Here is a 14,486-nt window from a genome sequence, read left to right as displayed (position 1 = left end):
ATGTCAGGTTTATTCTCACGCTCCGCGGCACCTGCCGCGGATTTTTCACATCTGGCGCAGGCCAGCGTCACCTTTAGCGAGGTGGCAAAACGCTACGGCGATCGTCCGGTGCTGAAGGGCATCAACCTCAGCGTCACGCCCGGAGAAGTGGTGGCTATTCTCGGGCCGTCGGGCTCCGGTAAATCGACGCTGATCCGCCTTATCAATCAGCTGGAAACCCTGACCTCCGGCGACATCCTGATCGACGGCAAATCGACGCGTCAGCTCTCCCGCCAGGCGTTGCGCCAGCTGCGCAGCCGGGTCGGGTTTGTCTTTCAGCAGTTCAACCTCTACAGCCATCTGACGGCGCGGCAAAACATCGCCCTGGCGCTGAAGCACGTGCACGGCTGGCGACCCGCCGAGGCCGACACCCGTGCCGAAGCGCTGCTGACGCAGGTGGGTCTGGCGGATAAAGCCGACCACTACCCCGAGGCGCTGTCCGGGGGACAGCAGCAGCGGGTGGCGATCGCCCGGGCGCTGGCCTCCTCCCCGCAGATCATCCTGTTTGATGAGCCCACCTCGGCTCTCGATCCGGAGATGATTGGCGAAGTGCTGCTGGTGATGAAAGCCCTCGCCCACAGCGGGATCACCATGATTGTCGTCACCCATGAGATGCAGTTTGCCCGGGAGATTGCCGACCGGGTGGTGTTCATCGATGGCGGGCACATTCTGGAGGTGGCCCCGCCAGAGCAGTTCTTTCAGCATCCGTCCCATCCGCGCACCCAGCGTTTTCTGCAGAAGGTGCTCAACCCGCTGCATCCGGGAGCGGTGTGATGCCGGCCCTCGACTGGCAAGGGGTGCTGACCGGCCAGCCCTTGCAGTGGATCCTCTCCGGTTTTCTCACCACCCTGTGGGTGACGCTGGCGGGAATGGTGGTCGCCAGCCTCATCACCCTCGCCTGCCTGGGATTGCGTCTCGCCGGGGGCCGCATCGGCGCAAACATCGTGGTCCTGTGGGTCTCGCTGTTTCGCAACACCCCTCTGCTGGTGCAGCTCCTGTTCTGGTATTTCGCCGCATGGAGCGGACTGCCTCAGGATTTTCGCACCTTCGTGATGGATGAGCATGCCTGGGCGCTGCTGCCGGGCCAGGTCTGGTGGTTTACACCCGAATTTCTCTGCTCTGCCTGGGGGCTGGGGGTCTTTACCTCGGCCTTTCTGACCGAAGAGATCGCCGCCGGATTACGCGCCGTCTCTGCCGGACAGCGGGAAGCCGCTCTGGCACAGGGTTTTTCCGCCTGGCCGCTGCTGCGCTACATCCTCCTGCCGCAGGGGCTGGCCAACGCCTGGCAACCGGTGGTGGGTCAGTATCTCAACCTGATGAAGCTCTCGTCGCTGGCAAGCGGAATTGGCTTTGCGGAACTGACCTATCAGGTGCGGCAGATAGAGAGCTATAACGCCCACGCGCTGGAAGCGTTCAGCGTCGGCACGGTGCTGTATCTGCTCACCGGCGTGGCGATGGGCGTACTGTTGACGAAACTGGGTCCCACAACTGAACGGCGTAAAAAAGTCGCCCTTACCACCCGGAGTGAAGAGAAATGTTGGCCGGACTGACCGTAATTACCGATAACCTGGATTATCTGCTGTGGGGGCGGGCCGCAGCCGGTCAGCCCGGCGGCGTGCTGCTGACGCTGCTGATGGCCTTCGGCGCAGCGGCGCTGGCATTACCCGCCGGGATCGGGCTGGCGGGGCTGGCGTGGCGATTTCCAGGCGCGATCCGCAAGGCGCTGTTCCTGTGGGCCGAGATTATCCGCGGGATCCCGCTGATATTTGTTATTTTCTGGCTGTGGTATCTGCTGCCGCTCATTACCGGGGGCGATCTGCCGGGGGCGCTGACCGTCACCCTGGCGCTGGCGTGGTTTACCGCGGCGGCGGTGATGCACTCGGTGCTGGCCGGACTGCGGGCATTGCCCGTCGGACAATCTGAAGCGGCGCAGGCGCAGGGATTTGGCGCGCTGCAAACCCTGGGGTGGGTGCTGCTGCCGCAGACGTTGCGCAACATCTTGCCGTCGCTGGTGGGAATTTTTATCAGCCTGCTGAAAGATACCTCGCTGGCCTTTATCGTCAACGTACCGGAGCTGACCACCGTCGCAGGCCAGGTGAACAACCGGGTGCAGATCTACCCGGCGGCGATTTTTGTCTTTACGGGGGTGGTCTATTACCTGCTGTGCTGCGGGATTGAACAGCTGGCAAAACGCTGGCAGTTTAACCGGCCAGCGCTTTGACCACGGTTTCCATCGCCTGGGTCGTCAATTCACTGCGCTTTACCCGCTGGTTCGCCAGCGAGGTGCGCAGGACCCCGGCGATGACAATATGCTTTGGCTCCTGCCCGAGATCGCGCATCTCCAGAACGACTTTGCCTACCACGCGACACATCTCCTGATACAGCGCTTCGTCTTTGGTTACATTGCCCATGATCTTCACTCCATTGCCTGAAAACGTCAGCTTAAAGCATTCATAAGCCTTATACAAAAAAGAAGCCCGGCGAGAGACTCACCGGGCTTTTTAAAAGCAGAATCAGGGGATTAGTTGTTAACCGGGATCACGGCACCTTTGTATTTGGTGCGGATCCAGTCCTGAATTTCTTTAGAGTGCAGCACGTCCACCAGCGCCACGATATCCTTCTTCTTCTCATCGCCACGGTGCACGGTGATGATGTTGGCGTACGGGTTGTTTTCACCGCTCTCTACCGCGATCGGGTCGTGAACCGGATCCAGACCGGCGTCGATGGCGTAGTTGGCATTGATGACCACCGCCGCGCCTTCGTCATTGTTGTACATCTGCGGCAGCAGAGAGGCTTCAACGTTCGGGGTGAACTGCAGTTTTTTCGGGTTCTCAACGATATCGCTGATGCGCGCGGTCACTTTGTCGATGCCCGGCTTCAGCTTGATCACGCCCTCTTTCTCGAAGATAGAGAGGATACGGCCCTCTTCAGAGACGGCATCACGCATGATGATTTTGCCGCCTTCCGGCAGATCTTTCAGCGACTTGTATTTTTTGGAGTAGATACCGATCGGCTCGATGTGGATCGCCCCGGCGCTGACGAAATCGTACTCTTTATCCCCGGCGTGATCTTTCAGCACGCTGTTGAGGTACGGAATGTGCTGGAAGTAGTTGGCGTCGATGTCACGGCCTGCCAGAGCGGTGTTCGGCAGGATGTAATCCTGGAACGGTTTGATCTCCAGGTCGATACCCTGCTTCGCCAGAATCGGCTTCGCCTGCTCCAGAATTTCCGCGTGCGGGGTGTTGGACGCGCCCACGGTCAGGGTGTCAGCCCAGGAGGCGAAGCTCAGGGCGCTGAGGGTTGCTGCGGCGATCAACGTCAGTCTCTTTTTCATGATGATGGTTCCTGTGTGTTATTAGTGTTTATCTTTTGTCTAACAGTGATGTGATGATGTCGCCGCAGAACTGGATAATGAAAACGATGATCAAAATGGTCACCGTTGCCACCAGCGTGACGTCACCATGGTTGCGCTGGAATCCTTCCAGATAAGCCAGATTTCCCAGACCACCGGCACCAATCACCCCCGCCATGGCGCTGTAACTGACCAGCGCAATCAGCGTCACCGTGATCCCTGAGACCAGAGCGGGTGATGATTCCGGCAGTAAAACCCGAAAAATTAAGGTGCTCAGTCGGGCACCCATTGAGCGCGTCGCCTCGATCACCCCTTTATCCACTTCACGCAGGGCAATCTCCACCAGACGGGCGTAGAACGGCGCGGCGCCAACAATCAGCGCGGGCAGCGCGGCATTCGCCCCGAGGATGGTTCCCACCACGGTTTTGGTGAAGGGGATCAGCAGCACAATCAGGATAATGAACGGGATCGAGCGGAACACGTTCACCACAATCGAAATCACGCTGTAGACCGTACGGTTGTGGAACATGCCACCCCGGGCGGTTAAAAACAGCGCCAGGCCGAGCACCAGCCCGAGGACAAAGGTCGCGACGCCGGAGAGGGCCGTCATGTACAGCGTTTCAAGCGTTGCCGCCCAGAGCTGGTCCCATTTCAGGTGCGGGAAGAGATTCTCAGCCATGTTTAATTACCTCGCCTTCAATATCACTGTGCTGCAAATCGGCGAGGATATTGTTCAGTTGTTCTTCTGTTGCCACCACGTGCAGCCAGAGCTGGCCGAACACGCCGTGGGCGGTTTGCGTCATTTTGCCGTGCAGGATGTTAAACGGCAGGCCGTAGCGCAGGGTCAGCTCCCCGACAATCGGCTTGTGGGTGCTGTGTCCGGTAAAGGTCAGCTTGATGACGGTGCCTTCCAGCTCGTTCGCCAGCTCGGTGTTGAAGGTCTCTTCTTCGGCGTACTGGCTCACCTGACGGACAAACTGTTGCGTAATCGGCTGCTGCGGATGGGTAAAGACCTGCAGCACTTCACCCTCTTCCACCACTTTGCCGTTTTCCATCACCGCCACGCGGTCACAGATTTTGCGCACCACGTGCATTTCATGGGTGATAAGAACGATGGTCAGCTTGAAGCGACGGTTAATGTCGAGGAGCAGATCGAGGATCTGATCGGTGGTCTGGGGGTCCAGCGCCGAGGTGGCCTCGTCGCAGAGCAGGACGTCCGGGTTGTTCGCCAGCGCCCGGGCAATGCCGACGCGCTGCTTCTGCCCACCGCTGAGCTGGGACGGGTAGGCCTGTTCGCGGCCTTTCAGCCCCACCAGCTCCACCAGTTCCGCCACGCGGGCTTTAATTTTGGCTTTTGGCACCCCGGCGATCTGCATCGAGAAGGCGATGTTCTCGTTTACCGTGCGGGACCACAGCAGGTTGAAGTGCTGAAACACCATACTGATCTTCAGCCGCGCCTGGCGCAGAGCCTCGCCTTTCGCCGCAGAGATATCCTGGCCGTTAATGGTCACGCTGCCGGTGGTCGGTTTTTCCAGACCATTCAGCAGACGGATTAAGGTACTTTTACCTGCGCCGCTGTAGCCAATAATTCCATAAATCTGTCCCTGCTCTATCGCCAGGTTTACGTTGTCAACGGCGGTCAGCGCCACTTTTCCGTTGTCAAAAATCTTCGAAATATTGCTGAGTACTATCATTCTTAGAGTAATCCGTTCGCCTGTGGCGGTTTAGCAGTATGGATGTCCAAACGATAGTAAACAGCCGTTATTAGCTTTTAAACGACTGAAAAGGAATATCTTATAACTTACAGCGATATACCCCGTGCGCACTGGTAATAACCGTAAAGCGAATTTTCGGCAATCAATAGTTACGGAATGAATATGTGGACTCGCCCAAACACTTTGCGGCGTTTGACGTAGGGATTTCTACTGGCGCAACATCCTGGGGGGGAACCTTAACGCATTGATAACAATCTATTGTGAAACGCCATATAAAATTTTTGAAACGCTGTTTTTCTTTCCCTTTTGCGCATCTTTCAGCGTATAATGCGCGCCTAATCCCTGATGAATGGTTTCAGCGCTTGGACTACAAAAAACAACGCAATCAACTTTCCCTCTCTCCCTGGGCTGAACCACAGGCACACATTCTTCTGCACGCTCATTTGATGTCTCCTATCCTTAGTGCGTGTCACAAAAAATTTCGCAACACAGGTTTGACTCTGAGGCCCTGCGCCCCCGGAGCGAGATTTCCATATCCTTCTCAACTTAAAGACTAAGACTGTCATGAAAAAGACGAAAATTGTTTGCACCATCGGCCCGAAAACCGAATCTGAAGAGATGCTGACCAAAATGCTGGAAGCCGGCATGAACGTTATGCGTCTGAACTTCTCTCACGGTGACTATGCTGAACACGGTCAGCGCATCCAGAACCTGCGCAACGTGATGAGCAAGACCGGTAAAAAAGCAGCAATCCTGCTGGATACCAAAGGTCCAGAAATTCGTACCATTAAACTGGAAGGCGGTAATGACGTTTCGCTGAAAGCGGGACAGACCTTCACCTTCACCACTGACAAGTCCGTTGTCGGCAACAGCGACATCGTTGCTGTAACCTATGAAGGCTTCACCAGCGACCTCTCCGTTGGCAACACCGTACTGGTGGACGACGGCCTGATCGGTATGGAAGTCACCGCTATCGAAGGCAAAAACGTTGTTTGTAAAGTGCTGAACAACGGCGACCTGGGTGAAAACAAAGGCGTTAACCTGCCAGGCGTTTCTATTGCCCTGCCTGCGCTGGCAGAGAAAGACAAACAGGACCTGATCTTCGGTTGCGAGCAAGGCGTTGACTTCGTTGCTGCCTCCTTCATCCGTAAACGTTCTGACGTGGTTGAAATCCGTGAGCACCTGAAAGCGCACGGCGGCGAGCACATCCAGATCATCTCCAAAATCGAAAACCAGGAAGGCCTGAACAACTTCGACGAGATCCTCGAAGCGTCTGACGGCATCATGGTTGCACGTGGTGACCTGGGTGTTGAAATCCCGGTTGAAGAAGTGATCTTCGCGCAGAAGATGATGATCGAGAAGTGCGTTCGCGCACGTAAAGTGGTTATCACCGCTACCCAGATGCTGGACTCGATGATCAAAAACCCACGTCCAACCCGCGCTGAAGCCGGCGACGTGGCGAACGCCATCCTCGACGGTACCGATGCAGTAATGCTGTCCGGTGAGTCCGCGAAGGGTAAATACCCGCTGGAAGCTGTTTCCATCATGGCCACCATCTGCGAGCGTACCGACCGCGTGATGCCAAGCCGTCTGGATAACAACAACGACAGCCGTAAACTGCGTATCACCGAAGCGGTGTGCCGTGGCGCGGTAGAAACTGCCGAGAAACTGGAAGCACCACTGATCGTGGTTGCCACCCAGGGCGGTAAATCTGCGAAAGCCGTGCGTAAATACTTCCCGAACGCGACCATCCTGGCTCTGACCACTAACGAGATCACTGCTCGTCAGCTGGTACTGAGCAAAGGCGTTGTGCCACACCTGGTGAAAGAGATCGCCTCTACGGATGATTTCTACCGTCTGGGTAAAGAAGTTGCCCTGCAGCTGGTTGAGCGTGGCCTGGCGCAGAAAGGTGACATTGTGGTGATGGTTTCCGGTGCGCTGGTACCAAGCGGCACCACTAATACCGCATCTGTTCACGTCCTGTAATAATACCGAACGAATTAATTTGTTTAAAAAGCGTCCTTCGGGGCGCTTTTTTTATTTCCGCTATCAACCAAACTTATTAAAAAAGCAAATCGGGTTTTTCTATTTAACGGGCACGTAATCTAAGATGAATCCGATGAAAATTGTCTGTTTTTGCACAATATTTTTCACGAAATAGTCAAAACAGGTGTTTCTTTGAGCGAACGATCAAAAATAGGCATATTCCCATCAAAAAAATATTCTCAACCTAAAAAACTTTGTGTAATACTTGTAACGCTACATGGAGATTAACTCAATCTAGAGGGTATTAATAATGAATCGTACTAAACTGGTACTGGGCGCGGTAATCCTGGCTTCTACTATGCTGGCTGGTTGTTCTAGCAATGCTAAAATCGACCAACTGTCTTCTGACGTTCAGACTCTGAACGCTAAAGTTGACCAGCTGAGCAACGACGTGAACGCAATGCGTTCTGACGTTCAGGCTGCTAAAGACGACGCAGCACGCGCTAACCAGCGTCTGGACAACCAGGCTACTAAATACCGTAAGTAATAGTACCTGTGTTAATAAAATGGCGCACATTGTGCGCCATTTTTTTTTGCCCCGTATTTCGCTTTACTGAATCGCCTGTTCATGCCCGCCTTCCGGCAAGCGACTGTTCTGCGCTGACAAGCTACCGCTCTGTACCTGCGACTCGCCACCTGCCGAGACCACCACCGGGATCCCCGCCCGACGCGCCAGGGCTTTATTCACCAGCTGCTTATCGCTTCCGTCCTGCGTGATAAACGAGCTTAACCCGGCAGATTGCGCGATAGTCAGGGTTTGTGGGTTTTCCCCCTCCGCCGTCGCCAGCGGACGATGCACTTCAACATAGCGCTTACCGTCCGGCTCCACCGAGAACTTCACCGGCTCATTGATGATCTGCACCCGTGTACCCACCGACGTCTGGGCGAATAGCGCCTTGATATCCGGGGCATTCATACGCATACAGCCGGAGCTGACGCGCAGCCCGACGCTATCCGGTGCGCTGGTGCCGTGAATGAGGTATTCGCCGTTACCCACGCCCAGACGCATTGCAAAGCGCCCTAACGGGTTATTGGGCCCTGCCGGCACCACCGGGGGCAGTTTGATGCCCTGCTCCAGCGAGCGTGCTCTGATGCCCGCTGTGGGGGTCCAGGTTGGATTGGGAATTTTCTGGCTGATGCGGGTGACGGTGACCGGCGTATCCAGCCCCAGTTGACCAATGCCCAGCGGATAGACCTGGACGCTGTTTTCACCCGGTGGATAGTAGTAAAGCCGCAGTTCTGCCAGATTCACTACAATCCCTTCACGTGGGGTGTCCGGGAGCAACATTTGCGAGGGGATGGTGATTACCGTGCCCGGGGCCGGGTAGACCGGGGCGATGGTATTATTGGTTTCGAGTATTAAGTGCGCAGCGGTATTAAACCGGCGCGCAATGGCCTGCAGGTTATTATCCCCTTCCTGAATGACATACGTCTGGTTTTGCCCGATAAGCCGACTGCCCGCCGGTGGCAAGGGATAATCCATCGCCAGGGCGCTATTAATCGCGCTGAGCGAACCAAAGAAAATGAGAGAGACCAGGGACGCGCGCTTCATACTGAGATTCCTTATTCACTGACTGAACGTCAGAAAGCTGAAAAACCCACGAGGCGGGAACCGCCTCGTGAAACAGAATGATAGCTGTCTGGTAAGTTTAGCTAATGTTGGCGGCTTTGGTGCGGATTGCGCGGATCATTGCCTCAAGCCCCTGAGAGCGGGAAGGCGTTAAATGCTGGGCCAGCGCCATTTTTTCAAACCACGGGCGCACGTCAAAGGCGACAATATCCTGCGGGGACATCTGCTGATATAAAATAAACACGACAGCAATAAGGCCTTTCACTATTGCCGCATCACTGTCGCCCGCTAATTCAATCATTCCGGCGTCATTCTGGTGCATTATTATCCACACCTGGCTCTGACAGCCCTGAATACTGTTTTCCGGGCTGTGCGCCTCCTGGCTTAGCTCAGGCAGACGCTGCCCCAGCTCAATAATGTAGAGGTATTTCTCTTCCCAGTTTGCGCAACGCGTAAAGTTACGCAGCAATTTGTCTCTGTCTGGCAACGCAGCCATCTTTTCCCCTCTTTCAGCCCAGCAGATGGTGGATCCGTTTCAGCCCTGCCACCAGTCTGTCGACCTCTTCCATTGTGTTGTACATCACCAGCGATGCGCGGCACATCGCCGGTACCTGATAAAATGCCATCAGCGGCATGGCGCAGTGGTGTCCGGTACGCACCGCCACCCCGTAGTTATCGAGAAAACTGCCGACGTCATAGGCGTGGTGTTTCCCCAGATTAAAGGCGATCACCCCCTGACGGTCTGCCGGGCCATACAGGGTCAGATCCGGCACGCTGGCCAGCTCTGCCAGCGCGTAGTGCATCAGCGTCTGCTCATATTCGGCAATGGCATCCAGGCCAATGGACGAGACATACTCTATCGCCGCCCCGAGGCCGATAATCCCCCCGGTGTTGGGCGTCCCGGCTTCAAAGCGCCACGGCGCCCGGGCATAGGTGGTGCCTTCGCTCAGGCTGACGGTAGCGATCATCGATCCGCCCCCTTCCCACGGCGGCATCTTCTGCAGGATGTCGTCTTTAACGTACAGCACGCCGATCCCGGTCGGGCCGTACAGCTTATGCCCGGAGAAGACGTAGAAATCGCAGTCCAGCGCCTGCACGTCCACGGTGTGGTGCATCACCGCCTGGGCCCCGTCCACCAGCACTTTTGCGCCGACCTGGTGAGCTTTAGCAATGATCTCCGCCACCGGGTTTTCGGTACCCAGCACGTTGGAGATTTGGGTGAGGGTCACCAGCCGGGTGCGCTCGTCCAGCAGCGTCTCCAGCCGTTCAAGCTGTAGGGTGCCGTTCTGATTGAGCGGGATCACCCGCAGTTCGGCTCCGACGCGTTCGCACAGCATCTGCCACGGGACGATATTAGCGTGGTGCTCCATCTGGGTGATGATGATGTTATCCCCCGCATGGACCTCGGCACTGCCCCAGCTGTTGGCCACCAGGTTGATCCCTTCGGTGGTGCCGCGGACAAACACCAGCTCTTCCGGGGAGCGGGCATTCAAAAACGCCGCCGCCCGGGTACGGACGTTCTCCATCCGCTGCGTGGCTTCGGCGCTGAGGGTGTGGATCCCCCGGTGCACCGCGGCATAACCGTGCCGGTAAAACTCTGCCTCGGCCTCGATCACCTGCACGGGCTTTTGCGCGCTGGCGGCGCTGTCGAGATAGGCAAGCGGCAGACCGTTCACTTCACGGGTCAGGACCGGAAAATCCGCCCGCACTCTCTCTACAGGAAAACTCATGCCACACCTCCGGGCAGACGCTGACCGATACGCGTCAGCACCTGCTGTCTTAAGGTTTCATCCCCGAGCGCTTCGGTTAGCTCGGCGGCAAAGGCGTAAATGATCATCTTCTCTGCCGCCTGCTTGTCGATCCCGCGGGAGCGCAGATAGAACATCTGCTCGTCATCAATCCGACCCACCGTTGCCCCGTGGCTACATTTCACATCATCAGCATAGATCTCCAGCTGCGGTTTAGTGTCCACCTCCGCCAGCCGACCCATCAGCAGATTGTTGTTGGTCATCTGCCCGTCGGTTTTGATGGCGTGCTGCGCCACGTTAATCAACCCGTTAAAGACCGCCCGGCCCTTATCGCTGACGATGGTTTTGTGCAGCTGACGGCTGTTGCAGTAGCCCTTGTTGTGCTCGAGCCAGGTGCGGGTGTCGCACACTTCGGTTTTCACCGGCATCGCCAGGCTGTTAATGCGCAGCGTGGTGTTTTCGCCGTTCAATTGGGTGCTGGTGTTATGGCGCAGTACCGCCCCGCCCAGCAGGAAGCTGTGGCTGTAGGCCGCCGCATCGGCGGCAAGCAGCAGATCGTTATGGGCGAAGTGGTGGCTTACCGCATTCTCAAACGCCAGCTTGATATGGTGCAGCTGAGCGTTGGCCGCCACGTTCATGGTCAGGCGCGAGCCGGTGAAGTGCCGTGCCGGGGTCAGGCTGGCGTAGTGTTCCACAACCGTCGCCTCCGCCCCTTCGCCCAGTTCCAGATGGTGACGATAGTGGGCGGTGTTGATCTCCTCCCCGTCGAGCCCCTGGGTGATATGCATCAGCAGCAGCGGCTTCGCCGGGCGTGTATTCCGCTTCACGCGGATATGGGTCACGCTCCGGGCCAGGCTCTCGGTGAGGTGCAGAAACAGCTCCGGCTGCACCGGTGCCGTCAGGCTCTGACGCTCATCATTAATAATGACCTCAAACCCGCTATCGTCAGGGCTGTCGCTCAGTTCGGGGCTGAAGCGCCCGTCCACAAATACCAGCCGGGTGGCATCAAGGGTCAGCGCCAGTGCATCCCGATCGGCAGAGGTTACGCTGGCAGGCCGGGTAACGAACTCGCCGTTAAGCAGTCCATCCAGCGGGGTGTATTTCCAGTTCTCATGCTTACGCGTCGGCAAGCCGAGGCGCAGCATCTGCTGCAGGTGCTGCTGGGCCTGCTCAGAGCGCGTCCCGCCCTGGGCCTCAAACAGACGGTGCCACTGCTGCAGCGCGTTACTGCTGTTCGCTAAGCCAGCCATAGCCCTGCTCCTCCAGCTGTTTCACCAGCGTGAAATCACCGGATTTCACAATCCGCCCCTGATAAAGCACGTGCACGTAGTCCGGCTTGATGTAATCGAGAATACGCTGGTAGTGGGTGACGATAATGAATGACCGCTTGCCGTCACGCAGGGCGTTGACGCCGTCGGCGACAATCTTCAGGGCGTCGATATCCAGCCCGGAGTCGGTTTCATCGAGAATGCACAGCTCCGGCTCCAGTACCGCCATCTGCAGAATGTCGTTACGCTTCTTCTCCCCGCCGGAGAAACCAACGTTGACCGAGCGGGTGAGCAGGTCTTCCGGCATCTTCAGCAGCTGGATCTTCTCTTCCATCAGATCCTGAAAATCAAAGCGATCCAGCTCCTCTTCGCTGCGGTATTTGCGCACCGCATTCAGCGCGGTCTGCAGGAAGAACTGGTTGCTGACGCCAGGGATCTCCACCGGATACTGGAAGGCCATAAAAATGCCTTCCCCCGCACGGTCTTCCGGCGACATCTCCAGCAGATCTTTACCCTTAAAGTCTACCGAGCCGCCCACCACTTCGTAATCTTCGCGCCCGGCAAGGGTCGCCGAGAGCGTACTTTTCCCTGAGCCGTTCGGCCCCATAATGGCATGGACTTCACCCGGACGAACCTCCAGGCTCAGGCCGCGCAGGATCGCTTTATCTTCCACACTGACCTGTAAATCTTTAATGCTTAACATGTGCTTTCCTTAATCCTTAACCGACGCTGTGTTCAAGGCTAATCGCCAGTAATTTCTGCGCTTCAACGGCAAATTCCAGCGGCAGTTCAGAGAACACATCCTTACAGAAGCCGTTCACGATCATTGAAATCGCATCCTCTTCGCTGATGCCGCGCTGCAGGCAGTAGAAGAGCTGATCTTCCCCGATTCGCGAGGTGGTGGCTTCGTGCTCCAGCTGGGCGCTGTTGTTCCGGCACTCGACGTACGGGAAGGTATGCGCCCCGCAGTCCGGGCCAATCAGCATCGAATCACACTGGGTAAAGTTGCGCGCATTAGTCGCCGTCGGCATGATCTTGACCAGTCCGCGGTAGCTGTTCTGGCTTTTACCCGCCGAGATCCCTTTCGAGATGATGGTCGATCGGGTGTTCTTGCCGATGTGGATCATCTTGGTGCCGGTGTCGGCCTGCTGATGTCCGCTGGTAAGCGCCACCGAGTAGAACTCGCCGATGGAGTTATCCCCGCGCAGAATGCAGCTTGGGTATTTCCAGGTGATGGCCGAGCCGGTTTCCGACTGGGTCCAGGACATCTTGCTGTTTTCGCCTTCGCACAGGGCGCGCTTGGTGACGAAGTTCAGTATGCCGCCGGTATTGTTATCCCCCGGGAACCAGTTCTGCACCGTCGAGTATTTTACCTCGGCGTCTTTATGGATGATCACTTCCACTACCGCCGCGTGCAGCTGATAGCTGTCGCGAACCGGGGCGGAACAACCCTCGATATAGCTGACGTAGCTGCCCTCATCCGCCACCAGAATGGTGCGTTCAAACTGACCGGTCTTCTCGGCGTTAATGCGGAAATAGGTCGAGAGTTCCATCGGGCAGCGCACGCCCTTCGGCACATAGATAAAGGTGCCGTCGGAAGCCACCGCCGCGTTGAGCGCCGCAAAGAAGTTATCGTTGCTGGGCACCACGGTGCCGATGTACTTCTTCACCAGTTCCGGGTGGTCGTGGATGGCTTCGCCAAAGGAGCAGAAGATGATCCCCTGCTCGCCCAGCTTTTCCCGGTAGGTGGTGGCCACCGAGACGGAGTCGAAGATAGCATCTACCGCCACCTCACGCCCTTCCCGCACCGGCACGCCGAGCTGCTCGAAGGCCTCTTCCACCTCTTTGCTTAAATAGGCGTTGGCCCCGGTCTGCTGCACCGCACCCGGTTCCGAGGCGCAGGTATCGTCGCAGTTGCCGCACGACGGCGCCGAGTAGTAGCTGTAATCCTGATAGTTCAGCTTGTCGTAGTGCGCCTTCAGCCAGTGGGGCTCTTCCATCTCCAGCCAGGCTTTAAAGGCATTGAGACGGAACTCCAGCATCCAGTCAGGTTCATTACGTTTTGCAGAAATGGCGCGGATGACCTCTTCATTGATCCCTTTTGCCAGCTCATCGGTCTGCAATTGGGTGAAGAAGCCCTCTTTGTAATTAATGTGGCCGCCGGACCAGGTGTTGACGTCGTCACTTGCTTCAGTATGTCGAGACATAATACCGCCTATACCCCAAAACTTTCGCCGCAGCCGCATTCGTTCTGGGCTTTCGGGTTATTGAATTTGAATAACTGGTTTAAGCCTTCGCGCACGTAGTCCACTTCGGTACCGTCAATAAACGGCATCGCCTGCAAGGGGACATAGAGTCGGGCGCCGTCCTGCTCAAAAAGCAGATCGTCCTTAGCCGGTTCGCTGACGGTATCCAGTACATAACCAAAACCGGCGCACCCGGTCGTCTTAACGCCTAACCGCACGCCCAGCATGCCCGCCTGCTTGCTTACCAGCTCGCGAATATGCGCCGCTGCGGCAGGTGTTAGCGACAATCCACGCCACGCAAATTCCGTCGGATCAAATGTTTCTGAATGCTGTTGCATATATTCACCTCTTGTAGTGCGCCCCCAGGGCATAACACCATGTTAGTGATAATGATTATCACTTCAACCCCTCAGTTGCAGGGGCATTCGGCTTAACCGCCCTTTTTGGCTACTTTCATTAAGCATAGACCCTGCTACGGGGGTTAACAGGGTTGATCACATTT

Annotated in this window: 17 protein-coding genes; 6 read left to right on the top strand and 11 right to left on the bottom strand. The window is 56.7% G+C overall.

What is annotated here, in order from left to right; translation table 11 throughout:
- Genes SOM40_RS09550 through SOM40_RS09540 form a run of 3 tightly spaced genes read left to right on the top strand, consistent with a single transcriptional unit; the run spans position 1 to position 2,260 of the window.
- Positions 1–813 (top strand): amino acid ABC transporter ATP-binding protein, encoded by an 813-nt coding sequence (locus SOM40_RS09550; RefSeq protein ID WP_320456996.1) that lies wholly within the window; start codon positions 1–3, stop codon positions 811–813.
- On the top strand, positions 813–1,589 hold the full coding sequence (locus SOM40_RS09545; protein ID WP_225758982.1) for an amino acid ABC transporter permease: 777 nt from the start codon (positions 813–815) through the stop codon (positions 1,587–1,589). Before SOM40_RS09550 ends, SOM40_RS09545 begins: the two co-directional genes overlap by 1 nt.
- Positions 1,574–2,260, top strand: a complete 687-nt coding sequence (locus SOM40_RS09540) for an amino acid ABC transporter permease (RefSeq protein ID WP_106993664.1) — start codon at positions 1,574–1,576, stop codon at positions 2,258–2,260. Before SOM40_RS09545 ends, SOM40_RS09540 begins: the two co-directional genes overlap by 16 nt.
- On the opposite strand, the gene fumD is transcribed toward SOM40_RS09540, so the two are convergent.
- The 4 genes from fumD to SOM40_RS09520 form a co-directional block, all read right to left on the bottom strand.
- A complete protein-coding gene (fumD, locus tag SOM40_RS09535) occupies positions 2,241–2,450 on the bottom strand; it encodes a fumarate hydratase FumD (RefSeq protein ID WP_032617775.1) in 210 nt (69 codons plus the stop codon). The two genes, SOM40_RS09540 and fumD, sit on opposite strands and share 20 nt — an antisense overlap.
- Before the next feature lie 110 nt (positions 2,451–2,560).
- Complete coding sequence (locus SOM40_RS09530) at positions 2,561–3,373, bottom strand: MetQ/NlpA family ABC transporter substrate-binding protein (protein WP_261643011.1); 813 nt, start codon at positions 3,371–3,373, stop codon at positions 2,561–2,563.
- 28 nt (positions 3,374–3,401) lie between these two features.
- On the bottom strand, positions 3,402–4,070 hold the full coding sequence (locus SOM40_RS09525; RefSeq protein ID WP_032617773.1) for a methionine ABC transporter permease: 669 nt from the start codon (positions 4,068–4,070) through the stop codon (positions 3,402–3,404).
- On the bottom strand, positions 4,063–5,085 hold the full coding sequence (locus tag SOM40_RS09520) for a methionine ABC transporter ATP-binding protein (protein ID WP_312191285.1): 1,023 nt from the start codon (positions 5,083–5,085) through the stop codon (positions 4,063–4,065). Before SOM40_RS09520 ends, SOM40_RS09525 begins: the two co-directional genes overlap by 8 nt.
- 281 nt (positions 5,086–5,366) lie before the next feature.
- On the opposite strand from SOM40_RS09520, the gene ynhH reads away from it, so the two are divergent.
- The 3 genes from ynhH to SOM40_RS09505 all read left to right on the top strand — a co-directional run bounded on the left by ynhH (position 5,367) and on the right by SOM40_RS09505 (position 7,639).
- Positions 5,367–5,663 carry a protein YnhH gene (ynhH, locus tag SOM40_RS09515; RefSeq protein ID WP_422655539.1) on the top strand — a complete coding sequence of 99 codons (297 nt, stop codon included), beginning with the start codon at positions 5,367–5,369 and terminating at the stop codon, positions 5,661–5,663.
- Positions 5,664–5,670: 7 nt separating this feature from the next.
- A complete protein-coding gene (gene pykF / locus SOM40_RS09510; RefSeq protein WP_320456997.1) occupies positions 5,671–7,092 on the top strand; it encodes a pyruvate kinase PykF in 1,422 nt (473 codons plus the stop codon).
- Between the two features lie 310 nt (positions 7,093–7,402).
- Positions 7,403–7,639 carry a major outer membrane lipoprotein gene (locus SOM40_RS09505; RefSeq protein WP_012017161.1) on the top strand — a complete coding sequence of 79 codons (237 nt, stop codon included), beginning with the start codon at positions 7,403–7,405 and terminating at the stop codon, positions 7,637–7,639.
- 63 nt (positions 7,640–7,702) lie between these two features.
- Here the strand turns inward: SOM40_RS09505 and ldtE are convergent, their stop codons facing one another.
- From ldtE to sufA, 7 genes are all read right to left on the bottom strand, one after another.
- Positions 7,703–8,704 (bottom strand): L,D-transpeptidase LdtE, encoded by a 1,002-nt coding sequence (gene ldtE, locus SOM40_RS09500; RefSeq protein ID WP_320456998.1) that lies wholly within the window; start codon positions 8,702–8,704, stop codon positions 7,703–7,705.
- Positions 8,705–8,801: 97 nt separating this feature from the next.
- Positions 8,802–9,218 (bottom strand): cysteine desulfuration protein SufE, encoded by a 417-nt coding sequence (gene sufE, locus SOM40_RS09495; protein ID WP_166182252.1) that lies wholly within the window; start codon positions 9,216–9,218, stop codon positions 8,802–8,804.
- Positions 9,219–9,231: 13 nt separating this feature from the next.
- The gene (gene sufS / locus SOM40_RS09490; protein WP_320456999.1) at positions 9,232–10,452 is read right to left on the bottom strand and encodes a cysteine desulfurase SufS; all 1,221 of its coding nucleotides are present in this window, start codon (positions 10,450–10,452) and stop codon (positions 9,232–9,234) included.
- A complete protein-coding gene (gene sufD, locus SOM40_RS09485) occupies positions 10,449–11,720 on the bottom strand; it encodes a Fe-S cluster assembly protein SufD (RefSeq protein WP_312077683.1) in 1,272 nt (423 codons plus the stop codon). The genes sufS and sufD overlap by 4 nt, the downstream gene beginning before the upstream one ends.
- Positions 11,695–12,441, bottom strand: coding sequence for a Fe-S cluster assembly ATPase SufC (gene sufC / locus SOM40_RS09480; protein ID WP_106993656.1), 747 nt, complete (start codon positions 12,439–12,441; stop codon positions 11,695–11,697). Before sufC ends, sufD begins: the two co-directional genes overlap by 26 nt.
- Positions 12,442–12,457: 16 nt before the next feature.
- Positions 12,458–13,945 carry a Fe-S cluster assembly protein SufB gene (sufB, locus tag SOM40_RS09475; protein ID WP_106993655.1) on the bottom strand — a complete coding sequence of 496 codons (1,488 nt, stop codon included), beginning with the start codon at positions 13,943–13,945 and terminating at the stop codon, positions 12,458–12,460.
- Between the two features lie 8 nt (positions 13,946–13,953).
- The gene (gene sufA, locus SOM40_RS09470; protein WP_106993654.1) at positions 13,954–14,322 is read right to left on the bottom strand and encodes a Fe-S cluster assembly scaffold SufA; all 369 of its coding nucleotides are present in this window, start codon (positions 14,320–14,322) and stop codon (positions 13,954–13,956) included.
- Between the last annotated feature and the right edge of the window lie 164 nt (positions 14,323–14,486).

The organism is Leclercia sp. CFBP8987, assembly GCF_034044995.2.
Classification (GTDB): domain Bacteria; phylum Pseudomonadota; class Gammaproteobacteria; order Enterobacterales; family Enterobacteriaceae; genus Enterobacter; species Enterobacter tamurae.
This window is presented reverse-complemented; position numbering and strand designations above follow the sequence as displayed.

Excerpts from the sequence above, each read along its gene's own strand:
- SOM40_RS09505 (WP_012017161.1), top strand. The coding sequence starts at position 7,403 with ATGAATCGTACTAAACTGGTACTGGGCGCGGTAATCCTGGCTTCTACT.
- ldtE (WP_320456998.1), bottom strand. The coding sequence starts at position 8,704 with ATGAAGCGCGCGTCCCTGGTCTCTCTCATTTTCTTTGGTTCGCTCAGC.
- sufD (WP_312077683.1), bottom strand. The coding sequence starts at position 11,720 with ATGGCTGGCTTAGCGAACAGCAGTAACGCGCTGCAGCAGTGGCACCGT.
- SOM40_RS09530 (WP_261643011.1), bottom strand. The coding sequence starts at position 3,373 with ATGAAAAAGAGACTGACGTTGATCGCCGCAGCAACCCTCAGCGCCCTG.
- SOM40_RS09545 (WP_225758982.1), top strand. The coding sequence starts at position 813 with ATGCCGGCCCTCGACTGGCAAGGGGTGCTGACCGGCCAGCCCTTGCAG.
- sufC (WP_106993656.1), bottom strand. The coding sequence starts at position 12,441 with ATGTTAAGCATTAAAGATTTACAGGTCAGTGTGGAAGATAAAGCGATC.
- sufB (WP_106993655.1), bottom strand. The coding sequence starts at position 13,945 with ATGTCTCGACATACTGAAGCAAGTGACGACGTCAACACCTGGTCCGGC.
- SOM40_RS09550 (WP_320456996.1), top strand. The coding sequence starts at position 1 with ATGTCAGGTTTATTCTCACGCTCCGCGGCACCTGCCGCGGATTTTTCA.
- fumD (WP_032617775.1), bottom strand. The coding sequence starts at position 2,450 with ATGGGCAATGTAACCAAAGACGAAGCGCTGTATCAGGAGATGTGTCGC.
- SOM40_RS09520 (WP_312191285.1), bottom strand. The coding sequence starts at position 5,085 with ATGATAGTACTCAGCAATATTTCGAAGATTTTTGACAACGGAAAAGTG.
- sufE (WP_166182252.1), bottom strand. The coding sequence starts at position 9,218 with ATGGCTGCGTTGCCAGACAGAGACAAATTGCTGCGTAACTTTACGCGT.
- SOM40_RS09525 (WP_032617773.1), bottom strand. The coding sequence starts at position 4,070 with ATGGCTGAGAATCTCTTCCCGCACCTGAAATGGGACCAGCTCTGGGCG.
- pykF (WP_320456997.1), top strand. The coding sequence starts at position 5,671 with ATGAAAAAGACGAAAATTGTTTGCACCATCGGCCCGAAAACCGAATCT.
- SOM40_RS09540 (WP_106993664.1), top strand. The coding sequence starts at position 1,574 with ATGTTGGCCGGACTGACCGTAATTACCGATAACCTGGATTATCTGCTG.
- sufA (WP_106993654.1), bottom strand. The coding sequence starts at position 14,322 with ATGCAACAGCATTCAGAAACATTTGATCCGACGGAATTTGCGTGGCGT.
- sufS (WP_320456999.1), bottom strand. The coding sequence starts at position 10,452 with ATGAGTTTTCCTGTAGAGAGAGTGCGGGCGGATTTTCCGGTCCTGACC.